Source organism: Sphingomonas panaciterrae, assembly GCF_036890205.1.
In the GTDB taxonomy this organism is placed as follows: Bacteria; Pseudomonadota; Alphaproteobacteria; order Sphingomonadales; family Sphingomonadaceae; genus Sphingomonas; species Sphingomonas panaciterrae.
Window position 1 is genome coordinate 49,585 of the sequence record NZ_JAKNQR010000003.1, and the last position, 23,298, is coordinate 72,882.

Below are 23,298 nucleotides of genomic sequence, written 5' to 3' on the forward strand. Positions count from 1 at the left end.
GCATATCGACGGTGGCATGGATCTGTACCTCCCGATCGCGAACCTGTCGGTCAACGCGCTCGTGATCATCGCGCTGGGCGCGGGTGTGGGTCTGCTATCGGGCATGTTCGGGGTTGGCGGCGGTTTCCTCACCACGCCGTTGCTGATCGTCTACGGCATCCCGCCGACCGTTGCCGCCGCCTCTGCCGCGAGCCAGGTGACGGGGGCGAGCGTGTCGGGCGTGTCGGCCTATTTCCGGCGCGGCGGCGTGGACGTGCAGATGGGCGGCGTGATGGTCGTCGGGGGCATATTGGGATCGCTGTTCGGCGCCTGGCTGTTCCGCCTGCTGCAAGCGAGCGGGCAGATCGATACCGCCATCGCCATCACCTATGTCCTGCTGCTCGTTTCCATCGGCGGGCTGATGCTGAAGGAATCGCTGGAGGCGATCGCCGTCAGCCGGGGCCGGCGCGCGGCACCGGCGCGCCGGCGGCGGCACCATCCGCTGGTCGCGTCGCTGCCGTTCCGCATGCGTTTCTACCGTTCGGGCCTGTATATTTCGCCGCTCGCCCCCCTGTTGCTGGGGTTCGGGACCGGCATCCTCACCATCCTGCTGGGCGTCGGCGGCGGTTTCGTGCTGGTGCCGGCAATGATCTACCTCCTCGGCATGGCGACTCAGGTCGTAGTGGGCACGTCGCTGTTCCAGATCCTGTTCGTCACCGCCGCCGCTACCATGGTCCATGCCATGACGACCAAGGCGGTTGACATCGTGCTCGCTGGCCTGCTGCTGGTCGGATCGGTGGTCGGCGCGCAGGTCGGTGCACATTTCGCGGCCCGTGCGCGGCCCGAATATTTGCGCCTTGCGCTGGCGCTGATGGTGTTGCTGGTGGCGGGCCGAATCGCGATCGGTCTCGGCTGGCGGCCGGACGAGATCTATTCGGTCGAGCTGCTGTGAAGCGCGCCGCGCTGATCCTGGCCGCGCCGCTGCTGATGGCGCAGGCCAAGCCGGTGCTGGTACCCGACGTGTCGCAGCGAGAGATCCGTATCGCCTACAGCTTCACCGGCGCAGAATTGCTGCTGTTCGGTGCCATCCTCTATCCGGGCGGCCGGCTGCCCGACGACAAGCATCCCACCGACCTGGTGGTGGTGGTGAAGGGCCCGGTGCAATCGATCACCGTGCGCGAGAAGGAGAAGCTTGCCGGCGTGTGGGTCAATGCGGAGGCGCTGCGGTATCGCTCGGCGCCGAGCTTCTACGCGGTCGCCTCGTCCCGCCCCGTCAGCCAGATCGTCGATGATCGCACGCGCGCGATCTACGAACTGGGGCTCGACAGCCTGCAATTATCGCCGGCATCCTCCGCGCCGCCGCCGGTGCAGGACCGGTTCGCGCGCGGGCTGGTCGACCTGCGTCGCCGCGCGGGCCTGTATTACGAGGCGCCCGGCGCGGTGGAGATCACCGAGGGCGTGTTGTACCGCACGCGCGTCAGGATTCCGGCGCGCGTGCCGGTGGGACAATTCACCGCTGAGACCTTTTTGATCCGCGACGGCAAGGTGCTGGCCGCGGCGGTGCGCGACATCACAGTGGAGAAGACCGGGTTCGAGCGGTTCGTTGCGCGCGCCGCGGATCGCCATGCCTTTGTCTATGGGCTGGCGGCGGTGGCGCTGTCGGTTCTGCTAGGCTGGGGCGCGGGGCGGATCGCTCAGCGGGTGTAAGTGGCTGGCGCCGCGCCGCAATATATCGCTCACGCTCTGTTTACCCTTGTTCCGTAGACCCGCCCGGATGGGAAAAGGCGTGGAAATGCCGCATGAGTGAACTACCTGCACGTCACGTGTTCGACGCGGCGATTGCCGCGGCGGGGGCGTGCGCGCCGGCCGGCCTGGACCCGATCGGCTTCGTCACCGAGATCGGCGGCGCATCGAGCCAGGTGGTGTTCGATCCGGCGGCGCTGGCGGCGCTTGGCGCCCATGCCGATCCGGTGGTTGCCAGTGGCGGGCAGGTCGGCGGGCAGATCAAGGTGCGGGTGGGGCACAATTGGCTGATCGCCAATGTTCGCACCCTGCGGCTCGACGATTACGAGACCGGCCGCATCGTTGCCGCCGTCGACTTCCTCGGCGAGGGAGATGAGGAGAAGCTGACTGGCAAATTGTACCAGTTCCGCCGCGGCGTGACGCGCTATCCCACACCCGGCGCGGATGTTTACCCGATCTCCTCCGACGATCTTCGCCAGGTCTATGCCGCGGAAGGACGCGCGCATATCGAGGTCGGCAACGTCTATCCGACCAGCGACGTGCGCGGCGCGCTGTATGTCGATGCCATGCTCGGCAAGCATTTCGCGCTGCTGGGTTCGACCGGCACCGGCAAGTCGACGGCCGCCGCGCTGATCCTCCACCGGATCTGCGAAATGGCGCCGCAGGGCCATATCGTGATGGTCGACCCGCACGGCGAATATGCCGCCGCGTTCCGCCACAATGGCGCGATCTACGATGTGTCGAACCTTCAGATGCCGTACTGGCTGATGAACTTCGAGGAACATTGCGAGGTGTTCCTGACCACCGAGGGCGCCGAGCGGCAGGTGGATGCCGACATCCTTGCCAAATGCCTGCTCGCCGCGCGCGCCAAGAGCCGGGTCGGGGCCGAAATCCCCAAGCTGACCGTCGATGCGCCGGTGCCCTATCTGCTGAGCGACCTCACCACCCTCATCCAGCATGAGATGGGGAAGATGGACAAGGCGTCCAACACGGCACCCTATCTTCGGCTGAAGAGCAAGATTGACGAGATCAAGGCCGATCCGCGCTATGGCTTCATGTTCTCCGGCATGCTGGTCGCGGACACGATGAGCAGCTTCATCCAGCGGGTGTTCCGCCTGCCGGGTGATGGCAAGCCGATCTCGATCATCGACGTCTCGGGCGTGCCAAGCGAGATCACGTCGGTGGTCGTCGCGGTGCTGAGCCGGATGGTGTTCGACTTTGCGATCTGGTCACGCAACGAGCCGCAGCGCCCGATCCTGCTGATCTGCGAGGAGGCGCACCGCTATATCCCGCGCGATGAGGACGGGTCCTCCGTCGGCCGGATCCTGAGCCGGATCGCCAAGGAAGGGCGCAAATACGGCGTGTCGCTGGGGCTGATCACGCAGCGGCCGTCGGACCTGGCGGAGGGGGTGCTGTCGCAGTGCGGCACGATCGTGGCCATGCGCCTAAACAACGATCGGGATCAGTCGTTCGTGCGCGCGGCGATGCCCGAAGGCGCGCGCGGTTTCCTCGATTCGATCCCCGCGCTGCGCAATCAGGAATGCATCATCAGCGGGGAGGGCGTGGCGATCCCGATCCGGGTGCGGTTCGACCGGCTGGAGGAAGGGAAACGGCCGGCGTCGGCCGATCCGGTCTTCTCCCGCCTGTGGCGCGATGTCGGCCATGAGAGCGAGATCATCGAGCGCACGATCCAGAAGTGGCGCGCGCAGGGCCGTTAGGCCCGGGTGCTGACGGCGCGGCGTCAGCCCAGGCTTAATGGTCGTCGGGGCCGAGCGTCGGGTCGAGGTCACGCGGGCGGATGAAACGCGTGAGCGTACCGCCGCCGCGTACGACATCGGCCCAGCGATCAACGTCGAAGGTGATCTGCGCCAGCGTCGCCGTCGGGTATTTCTCGTCCAGCGCCGACATCAGCTCGGGCGTGCCGTCGCCGGCGAGGAGCAGCGCGAAATCCTCCAGCCCCGGATTGTGCCCGATCATCAGCAGGCGGTTGCAATCGTCTGGCGCCTCGCGCGCAATCTCGAGCAGGGTGGCCGCCGAGGCGAGGTAGAGCCGTTTGTCCCACACCGGTTCGATCGGCGCCTCATAGCCCACTGCGACTTCGGCGATGGTTTCCACGACGCGGCGCGCGGGCGAGGCGAGGATGCGGTCGAACTCTTCGCCTAGTGTGCGCAGCTGGCGCCCCATGACGCGCGCGGCCTTGCGCCCCTTGTCGTTGAGCGGGCGATCGAAATCACGCGTCACCGGATCGTCCCAGCCCGATTTGGCGTGGCGCAACAGCGTCAGCGTCTTCAAGGCTCGTCTCCGTTAGGCCGCGGGAGCCGCCTCATGCCCCAAGCCGGCGCGCGAGGAAAGCCGCGATGCGACTCGCGCCACCGCCTCGTCGAGCGGGACGCGCGAAATCGGGACACCGGGGGGGAAGGAGTCGAGCAGCCGCGACGGCGTCGCCGCCGACAGCAGCACGAAGACGCCCCGATCATCGCGGGAACGGATCAGCCGGCCGAACGCCTGCGCCAGACGAGCGCGCACGATGCGGTCGTCATAGGCGCTGCCGCCGCCCGCCAGCCGGCGCGCGGCGTGGAGCACGGTGGGCTTGGGCCAGGGAACGCCCTCCATCACCACCATGCGCAGCGAATGGCCGGGCACGTCGACGCCGTCGCGCAGCGCGTCGGTGCCCAGCAGCGAGGCGTGCGGATCATCGCGGAAGATGTCGACGAGCGTGCCGGTGTCGATCGGATCGACATGTTGCGCGAGGAGCGGATGGCCAGCGCGGGCGAGCCGGTCGGCAATCCGCGCATGCACGCCGCGCAGCCGGCGGATCGCGGTGAACAGCCCCAGCGTCCCGCCGCCCGCCGCCTCGATCAGCCGGGCGTAAGCGTTGCTGAGCGCCGGTACGTCGCCGCGCTTCACATCGGTGACGATGATGACTTCGGCGTTGCCGGCATAATCGAACGGGCTCGCCGCCTCGAACCGTGCCGCCGCGCCGGTGAGATGCGGCGCGCCGACGCGGGCCTCCGCCGTTTCCCACGTGCCGCCGGCGGTCAGCGTGGCGGAGGTGACCAGCGCGCCATGCGCCGGCTTCAGCACGATCTCGGCAAAGGGGCGGGTGGGGTCGAGCCAGCGGCGGTGAAGCCCGATGTCATATTCGCGCCCCTCGACCCGGTCGACGGCGAGCCAGTCGACGAAGTCGGGGCTGGCCGGCGCGCCGACGCGGGCGATGAGGGCGAGCCACGCCGAAACACTTTCCGCGCGCCAGCCGAGCGAGGCGATGGCGCCCTCCACCCGGGCGCGGGCCTGGCCGTCGAGCCAGTCGGGCGCATCGTTCAGCACCGCCTCCAGCCGCTTTCCGAGCACGACGAGGGGGCGGTAGAGCGCATCGAGTGCCTCCGCGGCATGGGCGGCGGCCTCGATCAGCTCGGGCGAGGGTTCGGCCAGTTCGGTTTCGAGCCCATAGCCCGCGTCATCGGGGCCCTCTGCGCGGGCGAAGGTGAGCGCCCGTACGCTGGCCAGCAGCGCCTCGATCGGGCCGAACGGCGCGCCCTCAATGATGCGTTGCAGCCAGCCGTCGGCGGCAAGGCCATGCGCGGCCTTCACCGCGTCGGCCATCGCCTGTGCGCCTGCCTCATCGTAGCTGGCGACATCGGAGAGGCGCGCGGCCAGGCCCCGTCGGCGTCCGCGGCTGCCGGCCTCGGGGCCGATGATCCAGCGGCGCAGCTCGATCGTCTCTTGGCCGGTGAGCGCGGTGGCGAACATCGAATCCGCGGCATCGAACAGGTGATGCCCCTCATCGAACACATAGCGGCTGGGGCGTGTGGCCGTTTCGCGCCCGCGCGCCGCATTGACCATCACCAGCGCATGGTTGGCGATCACGATGTCGGCATCGGCGGAGGCGCGGGCGGCGCGCTCGATGAAGCATTTCCGATAATGCGGACAGCCGGCGTAGATGCACTCACCACGCCGGTCGGTGAGTGCGACCGAGCCGTTGCGCCGGAACAGGGTGGTCAGCCAGCCGGGAAGGTCGCCGCCCATCATGTCGCCATCGGCGGTATAGGCGGCCCAGCGCGCGACCAGTTGCGCCAGCACCGCCGCGCGCCCGGCGAAGCCGCCCTGCAGCGCATCCTCCAGATTGAGCAGGCAGAGATAATTCTCCCGCCCCTTGCGCGTGACGACCCGCGCGCGACGCTCCGCCTCATCGGGATAGACGCGCTGCGTTTCGTGGCCGAGCTGCCGTTGCAGCGCCTTGGTATAGGTGGACACCCACACAGCGCCGCCGGCAGTGCGTGACCAGAGGCTGGCCGGCGCCAGATAGCCCAGGGTCTTGCCGATCCCGGTGCCGGCCTCCGCCAGCACCAGATTGGGGCTGTCGCGCCCCACGCGCGGTGAGAAGGCGTGCGCCGCCGCGGCGGCGAAATCACGCTGGCCCTGGCGCGGTTCGGCGGCGGCGCCGACCAGCGTCGTCAGCGTGCGCTGAGTCGCATCGGCGTCCAGGCTGATCGCACGGGGCGCAGGGCGCGGTGCGCTTTCCTCCCATTCCGGCAGCCGCGAGAAGAGCCAGGGTTCGTCCCGCGCCGGCTTGCGCAAGCGGCTGGCGAGCAGCGGTCCCCAGGACCAGCGCAGCCGCGCCAGTGTCTGCGCCGCCGCCCAGGCGCCTTCCCGCTCGGGCCAGTCGCCATCGGTTATTTCCAGCAGCCGCAGGGCGGCAGTGCGCAGGAAGGGCGCGATGTCGCTGTCGCTCGCCGGGACGTCGAGGCCGGTGACGGTCGCCAGTCCCTTAGGCGTCGGCACCATGAAGCGTGCCGGCCGCAGAAAGGCGAACAGCTCTAGGATGTCGAGACCCGACAGATCGGCATAGCCCAGCCGCTGCCCGACCAGCGGCGCGTTCATCACGATCATCGGCGTATCGGCGGCGGCACGGATCGCCTCGCCGCGCGACACGCCGCGCACGCCGTCGTCGCTCGCGATCCAGATGCCCGTATGGCTCGCGTGCAGCGCCGGATAGGGAAGAGCGATCACGCCGCCAGCGTTAGAACAAACGGAAAACCTGTTCCAGTGTTCTTCGTCGGCGGGTTGCCGCGCGCCTCGCCGGATCGATGCTGATCATCGCCACAGCACCCTTGCCTGATCGCAATTCCGCTATTGCGAACGTTTAGCATCAGTGAGGCTGTGCTCTCGTCGGTTGATCGGCACACACGACCTATCAAGGCTGGATTCCCGACCGCCGCTGTGCTTAAGGCTGCCTGTTTTCGGTTTTGTAAGGCGAGCTCCGGCATGAACATCCACGAATATCAGGCCAAGGAACTGCTGGCGAAGTTCGGCGTGCCCGTTCCCGCGGGCTATGCGGCGATGACCGTCGAGGAAGCAGTGGAAGCCTCCAAGAAGCTGCCCGGGCCGCTTTATGTCGTGAAGGCGCAGATCCACGCCGGCGGCCGCGGCAAGGGCAAGTTCAAGGAACTGCCGGCTGAGGCCAAGGGTGGTGTCCGCCTCGCCAAGACCGAGGACGAGGTTCGCCACGCCGCGACCGAGATGCTCGGCAACACGCTGGTGACGATCCAGACGGGTGATGCCGGCAAGCAGGTCAACCGCCTGTACGTCACCGACGGCGTCGACATCGCCAAGGAATTCTACCTCGCCGTGCTGGTCGATCGCGCCACCGGCCGCGTCGCCTTCGTCGTATCGACCGAAGGTGGCATGGACATCGAGACCGTTGCGCACGACACGCCGGAGAAGATCCACACCTTCGCCGTCGATCCGGCAACGGGTTTCCAGCCGCACCACGGCCGCGCCGTCGCGCATGCGCTGGGCCTTACCGGCGATCTCGCCAAGCAGGCGCAGAGCCTCGCGAGCAAGGTATATGACGCCTTCCTCGGCACCGATGCCGCGCAGATCGAGATCAACCCGCTTGCCGTCACCGACGACAACAAGCTGATGGTGCTCGACGCGAAGGTCGGCTTCGACGGCAACGCCATGTTCCGCCACAAGGACCTGGCCGAGCTGCGCGACGAGACCGAGGAAGACCCGGCCGAGCTGGAAGCGTCGAAGTACGACCTCGCCTACATCAAGCTCGACGGCGACATCGGCTGCATGGTGAACGGCGCGGGCCTTGCCATGGCGACGATGGACATCATCAAGCTGAACGGCATGTTCCCGGCGAACTTCCTCGACGTCGGCGGCGGCGCATCGAAGGAGAAGGTGACCGCGGCGTTCAAGATCATCCTCGCCGATCCGAACGTGAAGGGCATCCTCGTCAACATCTTCGGCGGGATCATGAAGTGCGACATCATCGCCGACGGCATCGTCGCCGCGGCGAAGGAAGTTAATCTGTCGGTGCCGCTTGTCGTTCGCCTCGAGGGCACCAATGTCGAGAAGGGCAAGGAAATCCTCGCCAACTCTGGCCTCGCCATCGTTCCTGCGAACGACCTGGGCGATGCCGCGCAGAAGATCGTCGCCGAGGTGAAGAAGGCGGCGTAAGTTTCGACTGATCGTTCTCCATCGTCATGCCGGCTCCGGCCGGCATCTCCCCGACATGGAGCGCGACACAACCGGGAGACTCCAGCGCTTGCTGGGGTGACGCTTGGGAGAGTGGAATGAAGGTTCTGGTGCCGGTCAAGCGCGTGCTTGACTATAATGTGAAGCCCCGCGTGAAGGCGGACGGGACGGGGGTCGATCTGGCCAACGTCAAGATGAGCATGAACCCGTTCGACGAGATCGCGGTCGAGGAAGCCATCCGCCTGAAGGAAAAGGGCGTGGCGACCGAGATCGTGGTCGTGTCGATCGGTGAGGCGAAGGCGCAGGAAACGCTGCGTACCGCGCTTGCCATGGGTGCGGATCGCGCGATTCTCGTCACCTCGGACGACAAGGTTGAGCCGCTCGCCGTCGCGAAGATCCTGAAGGCGGTTGCCGCCGAGGAACAGCCGCAGCTCATCATCCTGGGCAAGCAGGCGATCGACGACGACAACAACCAGACCGGCCAGATGCTTGCCGGCCTGCTCGGCTGGGGCCAGGGCACGTTCGCGTCCAAGGTCGAAGTCGAGGGCGAGACCGTCAAGGTCACGCGCGAAGTGGACGGCGGTCTCGAGACCGATTCGTTCAAGCTGCCGGCGATCGTCACCACCGATCTTCGCCTGAACGAGCCGCGCTACGCCTCGCTGCCGAACATCATGAAGGCGAAGTCGAAGCCGCTCGCGACCAAGACCGCCGCCGACTACGGCGTCGACACCGCGCCGCGCGTCAAGACGCTGAAGGTCGTCGAGCCGGGTAAGCGCCAGGCGGGCATCAAGGTTGCCGATGTCGACGAGCTGGTGATGAAGCTCAAGGCGATGGGCGTCGCGAAGTAAGCGCACCGCCGGTCACTGATCCCGTTCCGGGCGCCGCGTGGACGCGGCCCCGACGGGGAGAGGAAAGAGGTTCAAGATGAAGACTCTGGTTTGGGTCGAGCATGACGGTTCGACCGTCAAGGATGCCACGCTCGCCGCGGTGACCGCCGCGTCGAAGCTGGGTGAAGTTCACCTGCTGGTCGCCGGCAAGGGCGTCGATGGCGTGGCGCAGGAAGCCGCCAAGATCGCCGGCGTGGGCAAGGTCCACGTCGCTGACGACGACGCCTATGCGCATGCGCTGGCCGAGAACGTCGCGCCGCTGGTCGTCGAGCTGATGGGCCATCACGACGCGTTCGTCGCGCCGGCCACCACGTCGGCCAAGAACATCGCGCCGCGCGTCGCTGCGTTGCTGGACGTGATGCAGATCTCCGAAGTGCTGTCGGTCGAGAGCGAGGACACGTTCACGCGTCCGATCTACGCCGGCAACGCGATCGCGACGGTGCAGACGTCGGACGCGAAGAAGGTGCTCACCGTCCGTACCACGGCGTTCGAGAAGGCAGCGGCAGAGGGTGGTTCGGCCGCCGTCGAAGCAGTCGCCTCGACCGGCGACCAGGGCCTGTCGACCTACGAGAGCTCGGAAATCGCCAAGAGCGCACGTCCGGAGCTGGCCAGCGCGAAGATCATCGTCTCCGGCGGCCGCGCGCTGCAGAACGGCGAGAACTTTGCCAAGCTGATCGAGCCGCTGGCCGACAAGCTGGGTGCCGGTGTCGGCGCCAGCCGCGCGGCGGTGGACGCTGGCTTCGTGCCGAACGACTATCAGGTCGGCCAGACCGGCAAGATCGTCGCCCCGGAAGTCTATATCGCGGTCGGCATCTCGGGCGCGATCCAGCACCTTGCCGGCATGAAGGATTCCAAGACCATCATCGCCATCAACAAGGACGAGGATGCCCCGATCTTCCAGGTCGCGGACATCGGCCTCGTCGGCGACCTGTTCAAGGTCGTCCCGGAGCTGACCGAGAAGCTCTGATCCCGTTCCGGCGCGGTCCAGCGGATCGCGCCACGGCCGGCGGCGCTCTGATGAGCGTCGTCGCTGCTGCTGCCGAGACGCCATGTGCGTGCGCTCTGCCGCAGGATGGCAGCCAGTCGCCGCTCATTTGCGGCGCGATCTTCCCCAAACACACGTCACCGCTGCATTGCAGAGGCTGGGCCGCGTCGTCTAAGCCGATCGCAATGGGTGGATTAGATAGAAGCGTGATGCGCCTGCCGCTGGTCGCCGTTCTGGCGCTTGCCCTGTCCGCCTGCGCATCGCAGAAATTCCGTCCCGTCAGCGACACGCCCGTCAAGATCGGCAAGCCTTATACGGTGCGTGGCGTGACCTATACGCCGGCGGCCGACCCGAACCTGGACGTTCTGGGCTATGCCAGCTGGTACGGCTCGGAAAGCGGAAACCGGGTCGCGCTGGGCGAGCGGTTTCGCCCCAAATGGGTGACGGCGGCGCACCCGACGCTGCCACTGCCAAGCTATGTCGAGGTGACGTCGCTGGAGACGGGGCGCACGATCGTCGTGCGGGTCAATGACCGTGGCCCCTTCGCCCGGGGGCGGGTGATCGACCTGTCGCGTGGGGCGGCCGAGCAACTGGGCGCGAAACGGGCCGGTATCATCCCGGTGCGCGTGCGGATCGTCGACCCGCCGGAGAAGGACCGCAAGCGGCTTCGTCGCGGGAAGCCGGCGCGGGAGCGCGAGCGCGTGTCGGATCAGGCACTGGCCAATCTGCGCGCGCAATTGGCCGCCGGCGTGCGGCAGGGGCTGGTTCAGGCGCCCTGAAGCGCGCAGGCGAACCGCGTGGCCGCTCAGGGCCTTTTGGGGGCTGCTTCGCGCGCCGCCGGACTGGCGAGCCGCTTGGTAACCATATCATTGCCCTGCGCGCGGGCGACCTCGGCGGCGATTCGGCCTGAGGCGTCGGCCAGCGCGGGATCGGCGCCAGCGGCGAGGAGCAGCTCGATCTGGCGGGTGCGATTGAACAGCGCGGCCATCATCAGCGCGGTCTGTCCGGCCTTGTTGCGCGCATTCACGTCGCAGCCGGCAGCGAGCAGGCGCTCGGCGATCGCATCCTCACCCTTGAAGGCGACGCCCATCAGCGCGGTATTCCCCTGGCCCGCGTCAGCCAGGCAGGCGTCGGCGCCGGCGGCGAGCAGGGCGTCGAGCGTGTCGCGATGCCCGGCGTAAGCGGCGAGGATCACGGGCGTGAACCCGCGGCGATCGCGGGCATTGACGTCTGCACCGGCGGTGATCAGCGGGGCGATCAGATCGGTGCGGCCGAGCCGTGCGGCCTCGAACAGCAATTCCTGTCGGCGTTCCGGGGAGGGAATCGCAGCGGGGAGAGCGGGCGGTGAGGCGGCGGCGCCCTGCGGGGCAGTCCCCGCCAGTAGCGCAGCGGCGATCAGCGAAATCATGTTGGTGTTCCGAAAGAAAGGGGGCCGCCCGCCGTGGCAGGCGGCCCGGAGGGGTTAGTTGGTGGGCTGTTCGGGGTTGGCCGCCTGATATTCGGCGACGGCGCGCTTCACCTCGGCGAGCGGCACGTTGACGGCCTTCGCCATGCGCGTGCCGTAGTCCGGGTCGGCCTGGTAGAAATAGCTCACCATGATCGTGCGGGTACGGTCCGAGCGCACCTGCCCGAGATCGGCGGCAAGGTTGCGGATCAGGTCGACCTTTTCCGCGGCCGGCAGCGAACGGTAGAAGATGCCGGCCTGCTTGAAGTTGTTGGTCTTCGCGATCGGCCGCGAATCCACCACCGCATTCACCGTGTAGGTCGAGTTGCGGAACGTGTCGGCCGTTTCCTTGGGCGCTGCGGCCGCCGGGAAATAATTGACGCTGCTGTCACGACCTGACGCATTGAGCTGCCCATCCTGGTTGTTGTTCACGACCGCCACGCGCGGGCGATTGACCGGCAGCGACATGACACTCGCGCCAACGCGATAGCGCTGCGTATCGGCATAGGAGAACAGGCGGCCCTGGAGCATGCGATCGAGCGAGGGCTCGATCCCCGGGACCATGTTGGAGGGGGCAAACGCGGACTGTTCGGTCCATTCGAAGAAATTGTCCGGCACCTTGTTGAGCGTCATCTCGCCGATCTTGCGGAACGGCACGCCCAGCCACTCCTTGGTGTCGTCGAAGGGATTATAGTCGAGCTTCGCAAACTCGCTTTCGGGCATGATCTGGATCATCAGATCCCAGCTCGGGAAATTGCCCTTGGCGATTTCCGCATAAAGATCATCGGTCAGATAGTTGAAGCCGGCCTTTACCGCGTCGTCCGCCTTGTAATTGTGGACGCCCTGGCGGCTGATCCAGCGGAACTTGGCGAAAACCGTCTCGCCCTTCGCATTGACCAGCTTGAACGCGTGCACGCCATTGCCGTCCATCGTGCGGTACGAGGCGGGCGTGCCCAGGTTGGAGAAGACCTGGGTGATCATGTTGGTCGCCTCGGGCGTGGCCGAGAAGAAGTCGAAGAAGCGGTTGGGATCCTGCTTGTTGAGCACGGGATCGGGCTTCAGCGAATGGATCATGTCCGGGAACTGGATCGCATCGCGGATGAAGAAGATGGGCAGGTTGTTGCCCACCAGGTCCCAATTGCCCTGATCGGTGTAGAATTTCGTCGCGAAGCCATGCGGGTCGCGGGCGAATTCAGGACTGTCCTTGCCGTGGATCACGGTGGAGAAGCGGACGAACACCGGCGTTTCCTTGCCCTGCGCGAAGAGCGATGCCTTGGTCAGGTCGGAAATGTCCGCGGTCGCCTTGAACACGCCATGGGCACCAGTGCCGCGGGCATGAACGACGCGCTCGGGCACGCGCTCACGATCGAAACGGGCAAGCTTTTCGATGAGGTGCGCGTCTTCCAGCAGGACCGGGCCGAAATCGCCGGCGGCCTTGGAATGACGATTCTCGCCGATCGGCGCGCCATTGTCGCGCGTGAACTGCATGGCGGGGCCGCGCGAGAGGTCGACGCGCGGCGGTGCAGCGCCCGGGGCCACCGGTGCCGGGCCGGTCTGCATCCGCGCGGCGGCCGACGCATCGGCATCGCTCACCGACTGTGCAATGGCGGGAAGAGGGAGCGCGACCCCTCCGAGGAGCAACGCGGCCGCGCGGAGCGCGCGCGCCTTCAAGCTGGCGTTCATCACATATCTCTTTGTTGTGCCGCGGCGCCGCGCGGCGAGGTGGGTTCCGGTCTCTGCCGGGTCACGTCCCACTAAGAGCAGTCGATTCCGCCACGAAACGAGACTGCCCGCTTACACAAATCGAACAATCTGATGATGAAGCCCAGGCGGTCCCACCGGCTCGGTGCCGTCGGATGCTGTTGAGGCGCGCTGATGCGCGACCCGGCGAGCCTGTTGAATGAGGTAAAGATGGGAAAATCAAAAAAGCCCTGCCAAGCGGATCGCCTGGCAGGGCTTTTTATGGTGGGCGTGGCAAGGATTGAACTTGCGACCCCTGCGATGTCAACACAGTGCTCTACCACTGAGCTACACGCCCACGGGGAGCGGCGCCATTAGCCGGGCTGCCGGGAGTGCGCAACCCCTGTTCAGCTCAAACCCTGAAATTCTCCCACTTCGAACATGCGATCGACCTCCATCACGAGATCGCGCAGGTGGAACGGCTTGGAGAGGACACGGGCCTGCGGCATTGCTTGGCCAGCCTTCAGCGTGACGGCGGCGAAGCCGGTGATGAACATGACGCGCAGCTTGGGGCGGATCTCCCCGGCTTTCTGCGCCAGTTCGATGCCATCCATTTCAGGCATGACGATATCGGTGAGGAGAAGGTCGAATTCCTCCTCCTCGATGAGCGGCAGCGCGGCCGTGCCGCGGTCCACCGCGGTGACCGCATATCCGGACTTTTCCAGCGCACGCGCCAGATATTCGCGCATGACCTGGTCGTCCTCGGCCAGCAAAATTCGGATCATTCGTGGGTTCCTGTGCTCAACCGGCAGCTTATGGGAAGATCGCTTAATATTTTCCAGACGCGCGTTGATCGCTGTGCGCCCGCATTGCGAGACGTGCCGCCTGCCCATAGGTTGGCGAGCGATGGACGCGTGCTTCATCTCATACGGTGACGTGCCGCCCGCCAGCCCGGTCGTGCTGTCGGTGCCGCACGCGGGGCGCTGCTATCCCGAGGGCGTGCGCGATTCGCTGCGGGTGCCATTCGCGGCGCTGACGATGCTGGAAGACCGGCTGATCGATTCGGTGGCGATGGCCGCGCGTGGCGGCGAGACGACGCTGATCCAGCAGGCGGCGCGCGCGTGGATCGACCTGAACCGGGCGGAGGATGATCGCGACCCGATGCTCGACGATGGCGCACGTACCGGCCACCTGAGCGCCAAGGTACGCAGCGGGCTGGGGCTGGTGCCGCGGCGCACCACCGCGGCGGGGGAATTGTGGCGCAAGCGGCTGAGCGCCGACGACGTGATCGCGCGGATCAACGCGGCGCATCGTCCCTATCACGCGGCGCTGGCGGCGGCGTTGGCGGCCGCGCGTGCGCGTTTTGGCGTGGCGGTGCTGCTGGACCTTCATTCCATGCCGCCGATCCGTGGCAGCCGGACGCGGATCGTGATCGGGGACCGCTTCGGCCGATCGGCGGACAGCCGTTTCGTGAACCGGGTGGAGGCGGCGGTGGCAGCGGGGCACCTGCCGCAGGCGCTCAACGTCCCTTACGCCGGCGGATATATCCTGGAGCGGCACGGCGCGCCAGAGCAGGGCATTCACGCCATCCAGCTGGAGATCGATCGCTCCTTATACCTCGACAGCCGGATGGACGGCGCGGGGCCGGGACACGGGCGTATCGTGCAGCTAGTCCGCGAAATCCTCGACGCGCTGGCCGATGAGGCGATCGCTGGGCCCGAGCGGCTCGCCGCCGAATAAAAAAACCACCCCGGGCGGTGCCCGAGGTGGCCAAGGTTCAGGGAGGAGACACACCAGAAGGTGTGCCATACGGTTCCGCGAAAGGGGGGACACGGAAACCGTACCTTTATAACATAAGAGACCGGCAATCGGTTTCAAGAACCCTGGCTGATACGGCAAAAGGTGTCGCGCGATGCCCGCGCCCCAACGACAAACGGGCGCAGGATTGTCCCCGCGCCCGTCCGGTTCATTGGAGGCTTGCCGCCAGCGCGGTCAGAGCGTCGGCTGCGGCATCTTGCCCATCTGTACCTGGCGCGCGAACACTTCGCGCATCAGCGACAGCGAGAACAGGTGCGCATACAGCAGCGGCAGCATCCCGCTCTGCACCATCTTGCGCAGCTGGTCGCCGCGCAGGCCCTGCAGCTTCTCTTCGTTGACCATCTGGAAGCCGCGATACACGAACGGCTGCTCGAACCCTTCCTGCTGGATCGAGACTTCACCGTCCATCAGCAGTTCGGATTCGCGCAGCTCGTTCATGAACTGGGCGGTGCGGGCGCCGGCCTGTTCGAACTGCTCGTTGAAGGCCAGGATGTTCTTGGTCACGTCGCTCGGCTGGCCGTTCTCGAACAGCGGCTCGCCCTCATCGAACTGGCCGATCGTGTCCGACGTCGGGTCGAAGCAGAGCGACAGCTCCTCCGCGTCGGGACGCAGGCGGGCGAGGAGATAGGGATAGCGGCGGATGTAGGCGGGGACGTAGAAGGTGTTGTCGATCAGCTTGCCGTCGGCATCGACGAACACGTTCACGCCCTCGTTCAGGCCCATCAGCGCGATCGGGATCGAATCCTCGCCGGCGGAAAAGACGATCGGCATGTAACGCTGCACCAGCGCGAATTCATCGACCGTCACCGGGATGGCGTGCTGCGTCGTCAGGAACGGCGCGGTCGCGGCCGGGCGGATCTTGTAGTCGGCATGCAGGTCGCTCGAAAGCGGCTCGAGGCCGTTGTAGAAAAGCGGAAGCTGCTGCGGCGCGCTGGCCATGATTACTCTCCAGATGCGGGTGCGGGTACGACCCAAAAAGCTCGATTTCGGCCCCTATTCGGCCACCGCGCCGGGCGCAAGCGCCACCAGTTTGCCCGGGTTGAAGATGCCATGCGGATCAAGCGCCTGCTTGATCGCGCGCAGCATCGCCATGCGCGGCGGCGGCGACAGGCGTTCCAGTTCGGCAAGCTTCATCTGGCCGATACCATGTTCGGCGGAGATCGAGCCGCCCGCCGCGACCACGAGATCGTCGACGAAGCGGGTGACGACGGGTGCTTCCTCGGCCAGCCATGTTGCGCGATCGGCGCCCCGTGGCGCACGGACGTGGAAATGGACGTTGCCGTCGCCCAGGTGGCCGAAACCGCTGGCGCGGGTGCCGGGGAAGCGCGCTTCGCACGCCGCCGCCGCCTCGATCAGGAAGCGGGGCATGGCCTCCACCGGCACCGATATGTCGTGCTGCGCGGCTGGCCCGGTGGCGCGTTCGGCGTCCGAGATGGAATCGCGGATGCGCCAGAATGCCTCCGCCTGCGCCTCGTTCACGGCGATGGTCGCATCCTCGACCATGTTCTCGGCGATCGCCTGGACGAGCACACGCTCGATGAACTGCGCAGGCGAGGGGGCGTCGGGATCGCTGATTACCGCCTCCACCAGCACGTGCCAGCGATGCTCGCCGGCAAGCGGCGCGCGGGCACCGGGAACATGCGCCAGTACTGCCGCAAGGGATTCGGCAGGCAAGAGCTCGAAGCTTTCGACCAGATCGCCCGCCGCCTGGAAGCGCCGCAAAAGGCGCAGCGCGTCGTCGGGGCTGGCAAGGCCGATCCAGCCGACCGCCCGGCTGGCAATTGCCGGGGCAAGGCGAAGCGTTGCGGCGGTGACGATGCCGAGCGTGCCCTCGGCGCCGATCAGCAGCTGGTTCGGATCATAGCCACGATTGTCCTTTTTCAACGCAGCGAGACCGTCATAAAGACTGCCATCCGCCAGCACCGCCTCCACCCCGGCCACAAGCCCGCGCATCGTGCCCCAGCGCAGCACCTGGGTACCCCCGGCGTTGGTGGAGACCAGGCCGCCGATCGTCGCGGAGCCGCGGCTGCCGAGGGTCAGCGGGAAGCGACGACCCACCGCTGCTGCCGCGGCATGGAGATCAGCGAGGATCACGCCAGCCTCGACGATCGCCAGCCCTGCATCGGCGTCGATCGAGCGAATCCGGTTGAGGCGCCGCAGCGACAGGATCGCCGCGGTGCCATCTGCGGGCGGGGTGGCGCCGCCCACCATCGAGGTGTTGCCGCCCTGCGGCACCAACGGCGCCCGCTCACGGCCCGCCGCGGCGACGATCGCCTGCACCTGCGCCACGCTGTCAGGCGCAAACAGGATCGGCGCCGTGCCGTGCCACCGCTGCCGCCAGTCGGTTTCCCACGGTGCGATATCGGTACGATCAGTGACGATCGCGCGATCGGGCAGGGTATCGGCGAGCGATTGTATGAGGCGGGTCTGGCGCGGGGTCATCGCCGCTTCATCGCGCGAATTCATCAAGGGTTCAAACTTCGATGGGCAGCGACGGGGGCCTATCCATGCTGATCCGCGCCTGCCCCATGCTTCCGCTGCTCATGGCTGCGCCCCTGGCAATCGCTGCCGGGCCGGCGGACGAGCGCTATGCGCAGCTGTCGACTCGCGAGCGGATCATCATTCGCATCCCGCGGCTGCCCGGGCCGTCGCGGGCGCAGCGCGCCGCGCCGGTCACCTGGGAGGAGAAGAAGGCGCCCAAATGCGTGCCGATGGACCGGCTGGCGAGCGCCAGCATCTCCCCGGACGGCGACATCGACCTGATCGTCACCGACGGGCGCCGGCTGCGCGCCAAGCTCGACCGTGATTGCCCGACACTGAATTTCTACGGCGGCTTCTACCTGAAGCGTTCCAAGGACGGAAAGTTCTGCGCCCGGCGCGACGTGTTGCGCACCCGATCGGGCCGACAGTGTGAAATAAGTCGCTTTCGGCTGCTCATCCCGAAGAATCCGTCCTAAAAAGCGGCCTTGCGCACCGCTCTACCTTGACATCGAAGGCACAATCGCGTCTCGCCCGCACGATAAAAGGGCAGCATCGACGCGCCTTCTTTTCAGGATTGCCATGAGCTTCGCCGACCTCGGCTTGTCAGAAGAACTCCTCCGCGCCGTCGGCGATACGGGCTATACCGACCCGACTCCGATCCAGGCGTCCGCCATCCCCAGCGTGTTGATGATGCGCGACATCATCGGGATCGCGCAGACCGGCACCGGCAAGACCGCGTCGTTCGTGCTGCCGATGATCGACATTCTGGCACATGGCCGCGCGCGCGCGCTGATGCCGCGCAGCCTGATCCTGGAGCCGACGCGCGAGCTGGCCGCGCAGGTCGCCGAGAATTTCGAAATCTACGGCAAGTATCACAAGCTATCGATGGCGCTGCTGATCGGCGGCGTGCAGATGGGCGACCAGGTCAAGGCGCTGGAACGCGGCGTCGACGTGCTGATCGCGACGCCGGGCCGTTTGATGGACCTGTTCAGCCGCGGCAAGATCCTGCTCAACGGCTGCAGCATGCTGGTGATCGACGAGGCGGACCGGATGCTCGACATGGGGTTCATCCCCGATATCGAGGAAATCTGCACCAAATTGCCCAAGCAGCGCCAGACGTTGCTGTTTTCGGCAACGATGCCGCCGCCGATCAAGAAGCTGGCGGACAAGTTCCTCAGCAATCCCAAGACAATCGAGGTCGCCCGGCCGGCGAGCACCAACATCAACATCACCCAATGGGTGGTGCCGGTGAAGGGCGCGGCGTTCGAGAAAAGGGCGGTGCTTCGCCAGTTGCTGCGTGAAGAGGCCGTGACCACCGCGATCATCTTCTGCAACCGCAAGACGACCGTGCGGGAGCTGAACAAGAGCCTGAAGAAACACGGTTTTGCGGCGGGCGAAATCCATGGCGACATGGAACAGCCGGCGCGGATCGCGGAGCTGGAGCGGTTCAAGGCCGGCGATATCAATATCCTGGTCGCCTCCGACGTCGCGGCCCGCGGGCTGGACATCAAGGGTGTCAGCCACGTCTTCAACTTCGACGCGCCCTGGCACCCGGACGATTACGTCCATCGTATCGGGCGTACCGGGCGCGGTGGGGCGACCGGAATCGCCTATACGCTCGTTGGCCCGGACGACGCCGAGAATATCGAGAATATCGAGAAGCTTACCGGCCAGAAGATCCAGCGCCGCACCGTCGTGGTAGAGGCCGAAGAGCAGGGCCGGCCGCCGCGTGCGCGGCGCCAGGGCAGCGATCGCCGGCGTGACGAGCGGCCGGTGCCAGAGCGCGAGGCGGAAGCGCCCGTCGCCCGCGCGCCGCAGCCCCCGCGCGAGCAGGAGCGCGCGCCCGAGCGCAGCCGCCGGGCGCAGCCGCAGCGTCAGGACAGCCGCATCGACAGCGATGCCGGATCGGATTCGGGGTGGAACGGCCCGGTTCCGGCCTTCCTGAGCGTGTCGCTCGGCTCCTGACCGATGGTGGCTTGGCGCTACCGGGCTGCCGGACGCGCCATGCGACTTTACGCACGGATCGTCCGCCCGCGAACCTTTGGCGTTCGCGCGCTGGTGCTTGACCCTGCCGGGCGCGTGGCGCTGGTCCGCCATCATTATATCGACGGATGGTATCTGCCCGGCGGCGGCGTCGATCGGGGAGAGAGCGCCGATGCGGCGATCCGACGCGAGCTGATCGAGGAGGTCGGGCTGCGCGCGGTCACGATTGCGGGGTTGCTAGGAGTGTATCACAACCGCGGCGAAGCGAAGGACGATCATGTCGTCGTCTATCGCTGCGTGGTGGATGACCCCGCGGCGCTGCGTGCGGCGGACCGGCGCGAGATTGCGGAGGCAGGCTGGTTTGCGCTCGATGCGCTGCCCGACGGTACCTCCCCGGCGACGCGGCGGCGGATCGACGAGCATCGCGCAGGGGCGCATGGCATCGGCCGCTGGTAGTAGCGTCGCGCGAACACCGGCCCGACCACTTCCCGGTTACCAGCGCAGGCGCCGGCGGCGGATGGTCTCCGTCTCCTCGACCGTGTCCGCCTCCACCTCCCAGCTATGGTTTTCGACGATCCAGGCGTTCACCGGGCGCCCGTCGCCATCGAGCGAGGGGCGGAAGCGGAAGCGCTCGCGGATCAGGCGGCACGTGATCGCATCGACGGTGGCGTTGCCGCTGGACCGGGTGACCACACAGTCGCGCACGCGCCCGTCGGTGGTGACGAGGTAGCGCACCCCGACTGTGCCATTGAACCCCGAGACGAACAGCGCCTCCGGCAGGTCGGACGTACTCATCCGGCCGCGCAGGAAGCGGGGCGCGGTTTCCGGCGATCCGCCGCCGCTGCCATCGCCATCGCCCGCCCCGCCGCTGCCAAATCCGTCGCCGCTGCCCCCGGCCCCCGTGCCAGGGCCACGCACGTCGGCCGAGCCGGACATGAAATCATTGGCCACATAGGGCCGCGGGGCGGCGACCACGGGCGGCGGCGGCGGGGGTGTCACGACGATCGGCGTCGGGGCGGCGACGGGCGCGGCGCGGCTGCGCAGGTTGGGCGCGGAGGCGCGGCCCTCCGGAGGGGCGACCGTCGGGCGCGGCGGCGGTGGCACAGGTGGCGGCGGTGGTGGCGGCGGCGTTGGTTCGGCGGTGAACAGCTTCAGCCCGTTCTCGACGGCTGTCGGGAATGACACGGCAAGGCCAGTGATCAGCGCATAGCCGAGCGCGAGTTGCACGATGATCGCGGCGCCTGCGCCAATCACGCGCTCCCGCGTCAGCCGCTGCCGATCGATCGTGCCATAGGCCATGCGCGGCACAACGCACGGGATCGCTGAACGGCTGCTGGCTCAGTCGCCGGAGTGCGGCGCGATCTGTCCCGCGAGCGCATCGTCGAGCTCCCGCGCGCGGATTGCGGCGGGACGCGCCATCACCCGATCGAGGTAGCGGGTGAACGCCGGATCATCGGGCAGCGCCCCGGTCTGCCGCCCCCAGTCGATATGGCTGCCGACATAGACATCGGCGGCGGTGAAGCGATCACCGGCGATATAATCATGCGCGCCGGCGGCGGTGCGCAGCGTGCTCACCACCCGGTCGATGCTGCCATAGCCGAGCATGACCTGCTGCTGCGGTGTGGGGACCACGCCCATGGCGAGATTGGTGCTGGCTGCCTCCAGCGGGCCGGCGGCGAAGAACAGCCAGCGGTAATAATCCGCCCGTTCCTCTGCCGTGGGGGCAAGGCCAGCGGCGGGGAAGCTGTCGGCGAGATAGGCGATGATCGCCGCCGCCTCGCTGACCACGCGGCCGTGGTGAACGATCGTCGGCACCTTTCCCATCGGATTGGCGGCGAGGAAATCGGCGGGCTTGTCCCCCCAGTCGACCAGCCGCACCGCATAGGGTGTGCCGACCTCCTCCAGCATCCAGCGGGCGATGCGCCCGCGCGACATGGGATTGGTGTAGAAGATCAGATCATCGGCCATCGTGTCTGCTCCCCGTGAGATTGGCGGGCGTCAGCGATCCAGATAGCGGTGGAGAAAGGCGGTGCTGCGCTGCCAGGCGAGATCGGCCGCCGCCTTGTCGTAGCGCGCGGCGGAGGTGTCGTTATTGAAGGCGTGATCGACGCCGGGATAGGTGAAGGCCTGTACCGGCTTGCCCGCTGCCTTCAGCGCCGCAACCCAGGGATCGCCGGTCTGCGCGACACGGGTGTCCTTTTCCGCATAATGGAACATCAGCGGGATGGTGACGCGCGCCGCCTCGGCCGGGGCTGGGGCGGGGCCGTAGTAAGAGACGCCGGCGTCGATCCCCCCGGCCAGCGCCATGCGGTTGACGAACGCGCCGCCCCAGCAAAAGCCGATCATGCCGACCTTGCCCGTCGATTGCGGCAGGGTGCGCAGCTCATCGGCAAAGCCGCGCGCCTGCGCCAGCGCCAGATCATAATCGACCGTGCCGATCATCTCGCGCGCCTTGTCCTCATCAGCGGGCGTTCCGCCCTGCGGCGCGAGCAGATCGGGCGCGACGGCGAGGAAGCCGTCAAGCGCGAGCCGGCGGGTGACATCCTGGATGTGCGGCGTGAGCCCGCGATTTTCATGAATCACCAGAACCACGCCGCGCTTCGCCGCGGCAGGCCTTCCGGTGGCTGGGTCCTTCAGCATGGCGACATAGGCTCGGGCCGGCTTGTCAGCCTGCGTCCCCATGCGCATCTCGGTCAGCAGGCGCGGATCGGCCGGGTCGATGATCGTTGCGGCCGCGGGTGAGGCGGCGATGCCGGCAATCAGCGCCTCGGCCGCGACGGCGGAGCCGGCCAGCGCGGTCATCTGGCGCAGCAAGGTGCGCCGATCGCGATGCTCATGGGTGAAGGCGTCATAGAGCTGGACGGCGCGGTCGCGAAGGGACGGATCGGTCATGGCTTTCCCCCGAATCGGCGCCGGTAGGCGCGACGCCGCAGGCTAGCGGGAAGCGGCAGTCGAGGCGAGCGCGCGCCGGGCGTCATCGAATCGGACGTGCAACGAGTTTGGGCCGGGATCGTTACGGCGACATGGCTACCCGTTCTCATCCCGGTGCCGGAAGCACCGTCAACACGGCCGTGATCGCCGTCCTGATCGCCGCCGCGCTGCAGATCCTGACACCGGTGATGCCGGCGCTCGGCATTGGCGAGCCGATCGGATCGCAATCGGATTCGGTGCGAACGATCATCACGCCAGCGGGCTGGGCGTTCTCGATCTGGGGTGCGCTCTATACCGGGTCGACGCTGTTCGCGATTTACCAGGCGCTGCCGGCGCAGCGAAACAATCCGCTGATCCAGCGGCTGCGCTGGCCGGCGGCGGGCGCGTTCCTCGGCAATGCGCTCTGGGCGGCCTATACGCAGGTGTTCGGCCTGAGCGCGATTTCGGTGGTGATCATCGGCGCGACGCTTTGGTGTCTCCTGGTCTGCTATCGCACATTGTCCTCTGCCCGGCAGCTGACCACGGGTGAGCGCTGGCTGGCGTATCTGCCGCTGTGCGCGCTGGCCGCGTGGCTGACGGTGGCGACGACCGTGAACATCGCCGCCGCGCTGCGCTACCATGGAGTCGAAGCAGGCGAATCGGCATCGGTGATCGGCGCGATCATCGTAGTGGTGGCGGGCGCAATCGGCGCGACGGCGCTGGTGCGCGGGCGCGGCAACCTGCCCTATGCCGCGGTGTTCCTGTGGGCGCTGGCGGCGATCTTTGCCGCTGGCGGGCAGCAATCCTCGCTGGTGGCCGGCGGTGTCGCGGTGGCGGCCGTCCTGATCATCGGCGGGGCGATCGCGGGCGCACGGCGCGCCCGCTGATCGCCGCCCTCGTCACGG

At 67.3% G+C, this 23,298-nt stretch carries 22 protein-coding genes and 1 tRNA gene; 12 read left to right on the forward strand and 11 right to left on the reverse strand.

Features of this window, described 5'->3' with window-relative positions; translation table 11 throughout:
• Positions 1 to 16 precede the first annotated feature (16 nt).
• From L8F96_RS10320 to L8F96_RS10330, 3 genes are all read left to right on the forward strand, one after another.
• Positions 17 to 931, forward strand: coding sequence for a sulfite exporter TauE/SafE family protein (locus L8F96_RS10320; RefSeq protein WP_334655946.1), 915 nt, complete (start codon positions 17 to 19; stop codon positions 929 to 931).
• Positions 928 to 1,686: a TIGR02186 family protein gene (locus L8F96_RS10325; RefSeq protein ID WP_046409023.1), complete on the forward strand. Its 759-nt coding sequence runs from the start codon at positions 928 to 930 to the stop codon at positions 1,684 to 1,686. The genes L8F96_RS10320 and L8F96_RS10325 overlap by 4 nt, the downstream gene beginning before the upstream one ends.
• A gap of 92 nt (positions 1,687 to 1,778) precedes the next feature.
• Positions 1,779 to 3,440: an ATP-binding protein gene (locus tag L8F96_RS10330; protein WP_334655947.1), complete on the forward strand. Its 1,662-nt coding sequence runs from the start codon at positions 1,779 to 1,781 to the stop codon at positions 3,438 to 3,440.
• Positions 3,441 to 3,474: 34 nt separating this feature from the next.
• Here L8F96_RS10330 and L8F96_RS10335 read toward each other — a convergent pair whose 3' ends face one another.
• A complete protein-coding gene (locus L8F96_RS10335; protein WP_334655948.1) occupies positions 3,475 to 4,014 on the reverse strand; it encodes a SixA phosphatase family protein in 540 nt (179 codons plus the stop codon).
• Between the two features lie 12 nt (positions 4,015 to 4,026).
• Positions 4,027 to 6,732: an ATP-dependent DNA helicase gene (locus tag L8F96_RS10340; protein ID WP_334655949.1), complete on the reverse strand. Its 2,706-nt coding sequence runs from the start codon at positions 6,730 to 6,732 to the stop codon at positions 4,027 to 4,029.
• Between the two features lie 255 nt (positions 6,733 to 6,987).
• On the opposite strand from L8F96_RS10340, the gene sucC reads away from it, so the two are divergent.
• From sucC to L8F96_RS10360, 4 genes are all read left to right on the forward strand, one after another.
• On the forward strand, positions 6,988 to 8,187 hold the full coding sequence (sucC, locus tag L8F96_RS10345) for an ADP-forming succinate--CoA ligase subunit beta (protein ID WP_334655950.1): 1,200 nt from the start codon (positions 6,988 to 6,990) through the stop codon (positions 8,185 to 8,187).
• Between the two features lie 116 nt (positions 8,188 to 8,303).
• Complete coding sequence (locus L8F96_RS10350; protein WP_125946175.1) at positions 8,304 to 9,053, forward strand: electron transfer flavoprotein subunit beta/FixA family protein; 750 nt, start codon at positions 8,304 to 8,306, stop codon at positions 9,051 to 9,053.
• Positions 9,054 to 9,129: 76 nt separating this feature from the next.
• Positions 9,130 to 10,059 (forward strand): electron transfer flavoprotein subunit alpha/FixB family protein, encoded by a 930-nt coding sequence (locus tag L8F96_RS10355; RefSeq protein WP_334655951.1) that lies wholly within the window; start codon positions 9,130 to 9,132, stop codon positions 10,057 to 10,059.
• A 227-nt stretch (positions 10,060 to 10,286) separates the two neighbouring features.
• Positions 10,287 to 10,856, forward strand: a complete 570-nt coding sequence (locus tag L8F96_RS10360; RefSeq protein ID WP_417158972.1) for a septal ring lytic transglycosylase RlpA family protein — start codon at positions 10,287 to 10,289, stop codon at positions 10,854 to 10,856.
• Positions 10,857 to 10,882: 26 nt separating this feature from the next.
• Here L8F96_RS10360 and L8F96_RS10365 read toward each other — a convergent pair whose 3' ends face one another.
• From L8F96_RS10365 to cpdR, 4 genes are all read right to left on the reverse strand, one after another.
• On the reverse strand, positions 10,883 to 11,485 hold the full coding sequence (locus tag L8F96_RS10365) for an ankyrin repeat domain-containing protein (protein WP_334655953.1): 603 nt from the start codon (positions 11,483 to 11,485) through the stop codon (positions 10,883 to 10,885).
• Positions 11,486 to 11,539: 54 nt separating this feature from the next.
• Complete coding sequence (locus L8F96_RS10370) at positions 11,540 to 13,204, reverse strand: catalase (RefSeq protein WP_334655954.1); 1,665 nt, start codon at positions 13,202 to 13,204, stop codon at positions 11,540 to 11,542.
• Between the two features lie 280 nt (positions 13,205 to 13,484).
• Positions 13,485 to 13,559, reverse strand: a tRNA-Val gene (locus tag L8F96_RS10375).
• Positions 13,560 to 13,608: 49 nt separating this feature from the next.
• Positions 13,609 to 13,986 carry a cell cycle two-component system response regulator CpdR gene (gene cpdR, locus L8F96_RS10380; RefSeq protein ID WP_125945097.1) on the reverse strand — a complete coding sequence of 126 codons (378 nt, stop codon included), beginning with the start codon at positions 13,984 to 13,986 and terminating at the stop codon, positions 13,609 to 13,611.
• Between the two features lie 121 nt (positions 13,987 to 14,107).
• Here cpdR and L8F96_RS10385 point away from each other — a divergent pair, with 121 nt between their 5' ends.
• The gene (locus L8F96_RS10385; protein ID WP_046409034.1) at positions 14,108 to 14,941 is read left to right on the forward strand and encodes an N-formylglutamate amidohydrolase; all 834 of its coding nucleotides are present in this window, start codon (positions 14,108 to 14,110) and stop codon (positions 14,939 to 14,941) included.
• Between the two features lie 252 nt (positions 14,942 to 15,193).
• On the opposite strand, the gene L8F96_RS10390 is transcribed toward L8F96_RS10385, so the two are convergent.
• Together L8F96_RS10390 and L8F96_RS10395 are read right to left on the reverse strand one after the other, a co-directional pair.
• Positions 15,194 to 15,958 carry a SapC family protein gene (locus L8F96_RS10390; protein ID WP_046409035.1) on the reverse strand — a complete coding sequence of 255 codons (765 nt, stop codon included), beginning with the start codon at positions 15,956 to 15,958 and terminating at the stop codon, positions 15,194 to 15,196.
• Positions 15,959 to 16,012: 54 nt separating this feature from the next.
• On the reverse strand, positions 16,013 to 17,485 hold the full coding sequence (locus L8F96_RS10395) for an FAD-binding oxidoreductase (protein WP_417158963.1): 1,473 nt from the start codon (positions 17,483 to 17,485) through the stop codon (positions 16,013 to 16,015).
• Between the two features lie 41 nt (positions 17,486 to 17,526).
• Here L8F96_RS10395 and L8F96_RS10400 point away from each other — a divergent pair, with 41 nt between their 5' ends.
• The 3 genes from L8F96_RS10400 to L8F96_RS10410 all read left to right on the forward strand — a co-directional run bounded on the left by L8F96_RS10400 (position 17,527) and on the right by L8F96_RS10410 (position 19,939).
• Positions 17,527 to 17,976, forward strand: a complete 450-nt coding sequence (locus L8F96_RS10400; RefSeq protein ID WP_231621916.1) for a hypothetical protein — start codon at positions 17,527 to 17,529, stop codon at positions 17,974 to 17,976.
• A gap of 103 nt (positions 17,977 to 18,079) precedes the next feature.
• Positions 18,080 to 19,465, forward strand: coding sequence for a DEAD/DEAH box helicase (locus tag L8F96_RS10405; protein WP_046409037.1), 1,386 nt, complete (start codon positions 18,080 to 18,082; stop codon positions 19,463 to 19,465).
• 39 nt (positions 19,466 to 19,504) lie between these two features.
• On the forward strand, positions 19,505 to 19,939 hold the full coding sequence (locus tag L8F96_RS10410) for an NUDIX domain-containing protein (RefSeq protein ID WP_334655955.1): 435 nt from the start codon (positions 19,505 to 19,507) through the stop codon (positions 19,937 to 19,939).
• Between the two features lie 36 nt (positions 19,940 to 19,975).
• Here the strand turns inward: L8F96_RS10410 and L8F96_RS10415 are convergent, their stop codons facing one another.
• From L8F96_RS10415 to L8F96_RS10425, 3 genes are read right to left on the reverse strand one after another with little or no spacing between them, the layout of a single operon-like run.
• Positions 19,976 to 20,782 carry an energy transducer TonB gene (locus L8F96_RS10415; protein ID WP_334655956.1) on the reverse strand — a complete coding sequence of 269 codons (807 nt, stop codon included), beginning with the start codon at positions 20,780 to 20,782 and terminating at the stop codon, positions 19,976 to 19,978.
• 39 nt (positions 20,783 to 20,821) lie between these two features.
• A complete protein-coding gene (locus tag L8F96_RS10420; protein WP_334655957.1) occupies positions 20,822 to 21,451 on the reverse strand; it encodes a glutathione S-transferase family protein in 630 nt (209 codons plus the stop codon).
• A gap of 30 nt (positions 21,452 to 21,481) precedes the next feature.
• On the reverse strand, positions 21,482 to 22,375 hold the full coding sequence (locus L8F96_RS10425) for a dienelactone hydrolase family protein (RefSeq protein WP_125945102.1): 894 nt from the start codon (positions 22,373 to 22,375) through the stop codon (positions 21,482 to 21,484).
• Between the two features lie 131 nt (positions 22,376 to 22,506).
• Here L8F96_RS10425 and L8F96_RS10430 point away from each other — a divergent pair, with 131 nt between their 5' ends.
• Complete coding sequence (locus L8F96_RS10430; protein ID WP_334655958.1) at positions 22,507 to 23,280, forward strand: hypothetical protein; 774 nt, start codon at positions 22,507 to 22,509, stop codon at positions 23,278 to 23,280.
• The last annotated feature ends 18 nt before the right edge of the window (positions 23,281 to 23,298 follow it).

Excerpts from the sequence above, each read along its gene's own strand:
- L8F96_RS10410 (WP_334655955.1), top strand. The coding sequence starts at position 19,505 with ATGCGACTTTACGCACGGATCGTCCGCCCGCGAACCTTTGGCGTTCGC.
- L8F96_RS10405 (WP_046409037.1), top strand. The coding sequence starts at position 18,080 with ATGAGCTTCGCCGACCTCGGCTTGTCAGAAGAACTCCTCCGCGCCGTC.
- cpdR (WP_125945097.1), bottom strand. The coding sequence starts at position 13,986 with ATGATCCGAATTTTGCTGGCCGAGGACGACCAGGTCATGCGCGAATAT.
- L8F96_RS10365 (WP_334655953.1), bottom strand. The coding sequence starts at position 11,485 with ATGATTTCGCTGATCGCCGCTGCGCTACTGGCGGGGACTGCCCCGCAG.
- L8F96_RS10360 (WP_417158972.1), top strand. The coding sequence starts at position 10,287 with ATGCGCCTGCCGCTGGTCGCCGTTCTGGCGCTTGCCCTGTCCGCCTGC.
- sucC (WP_334655950.1), top strand. The coding sequence starts at position 6,988 with ATGAACATCCACGAATATCAGGCCAAGGAACTGCTGGCGAAGTTCGGC.
- L8F96_RS10385 (WP_046409034.1), top strand. The coding sequence starts at position 14,108 with ATGGACGCGTGCTTCATCTCATACGGTGACGTGCCGCCCGCCAGCCCG.
- L8F96_RS10400 (WP_231621916.1), top strand. The coding sequence starts at position 17,527 with ATGCTGATCCGCGCCTGCCCCATGCTTCCGCTGCTCATGGCTGCGCCC.
- L8F96_RS10430 (WP_334655958.1), top strand. The coding sequence starts at position 22,507 with ATGGCTACCCGTTCTCATCCCGGTGCCGGAAGCACCGTCAACACGGCC.
- L8F96_RS10390 (WP_046409035.1), bottom strand. The coding sequence starts at position 15,958 with ATGGCCAGCGCGCCGCAGCAGCTTCCGCTTTTCTACAACGGCCTCGAG.
- L8F96_RS10350 (WP_125946175.1), top strand. The coding sequence starts at position 8,304 with ATGAAGGTTCTGGTGCCGGTCAAGCGCGTGCTTGACTATAATGTGAAG.
- L8F96_RS10330 (WP_334655947.1), top strand. The coding sequence starts at position 1,779 with ATGAGTGAACTACCTGCACGTCACGTGTTCGACGCGGCGATTGCCGCG.
- L8F96_RS10320 (WP_334655946.1), top strand. The coding sequence starts at position 17 with ATGGATCTGTACCTCCCGATCGCGAACCTGTCGGTCAACGCGCTCGTG.
- L8F96_RS10420 (WP_334655957.1), bottom strand. The coding sequence starts at position 21,451 with ATGGCCGATGATCTGATCTTCTACACCAATCCCATGTCGCGCGGGCGC.
- L8F96_RS10415 (WP_334655956.1), bottom strand. The coding sequence starts at position 20,782 with ATGGCCTATGGCACGATCGATCGGCAGCGGCTGACGCGGGAGCGCGTG.
- L8F96_RS10395 (WP_417158963.1), bottom strand. The coding sequence starts at position 17,485 with ATGAATTCGCGCGATGAAGCGGCGATGACCCCGCGCCAGACCCGCCTC.
- L8F96_RS10355 (WP_334655951.1), top strand. The coding sequence starts at position 9,130 with ATGAAGACTCTGGTTTGGGTCGAGCATGACGGTTCGACCGTCAAGGAT.
- L8F96_RS10425 (WP_125945102.1), bottom strand. The coding sequence starts at position 22,375 with ATGACCGATCCGTCCCTTCGCGACCGCGCCGTCCAGCTCTATGACGCC.
- L8F96_RS10370 (WP_334655954.1), bottom strand. The coding sequence starts at position 13,204 with ATGAACGCCAGCTTGAAGGCGCGCGCGCTCCGCGCGGCCGCGTTGCTC.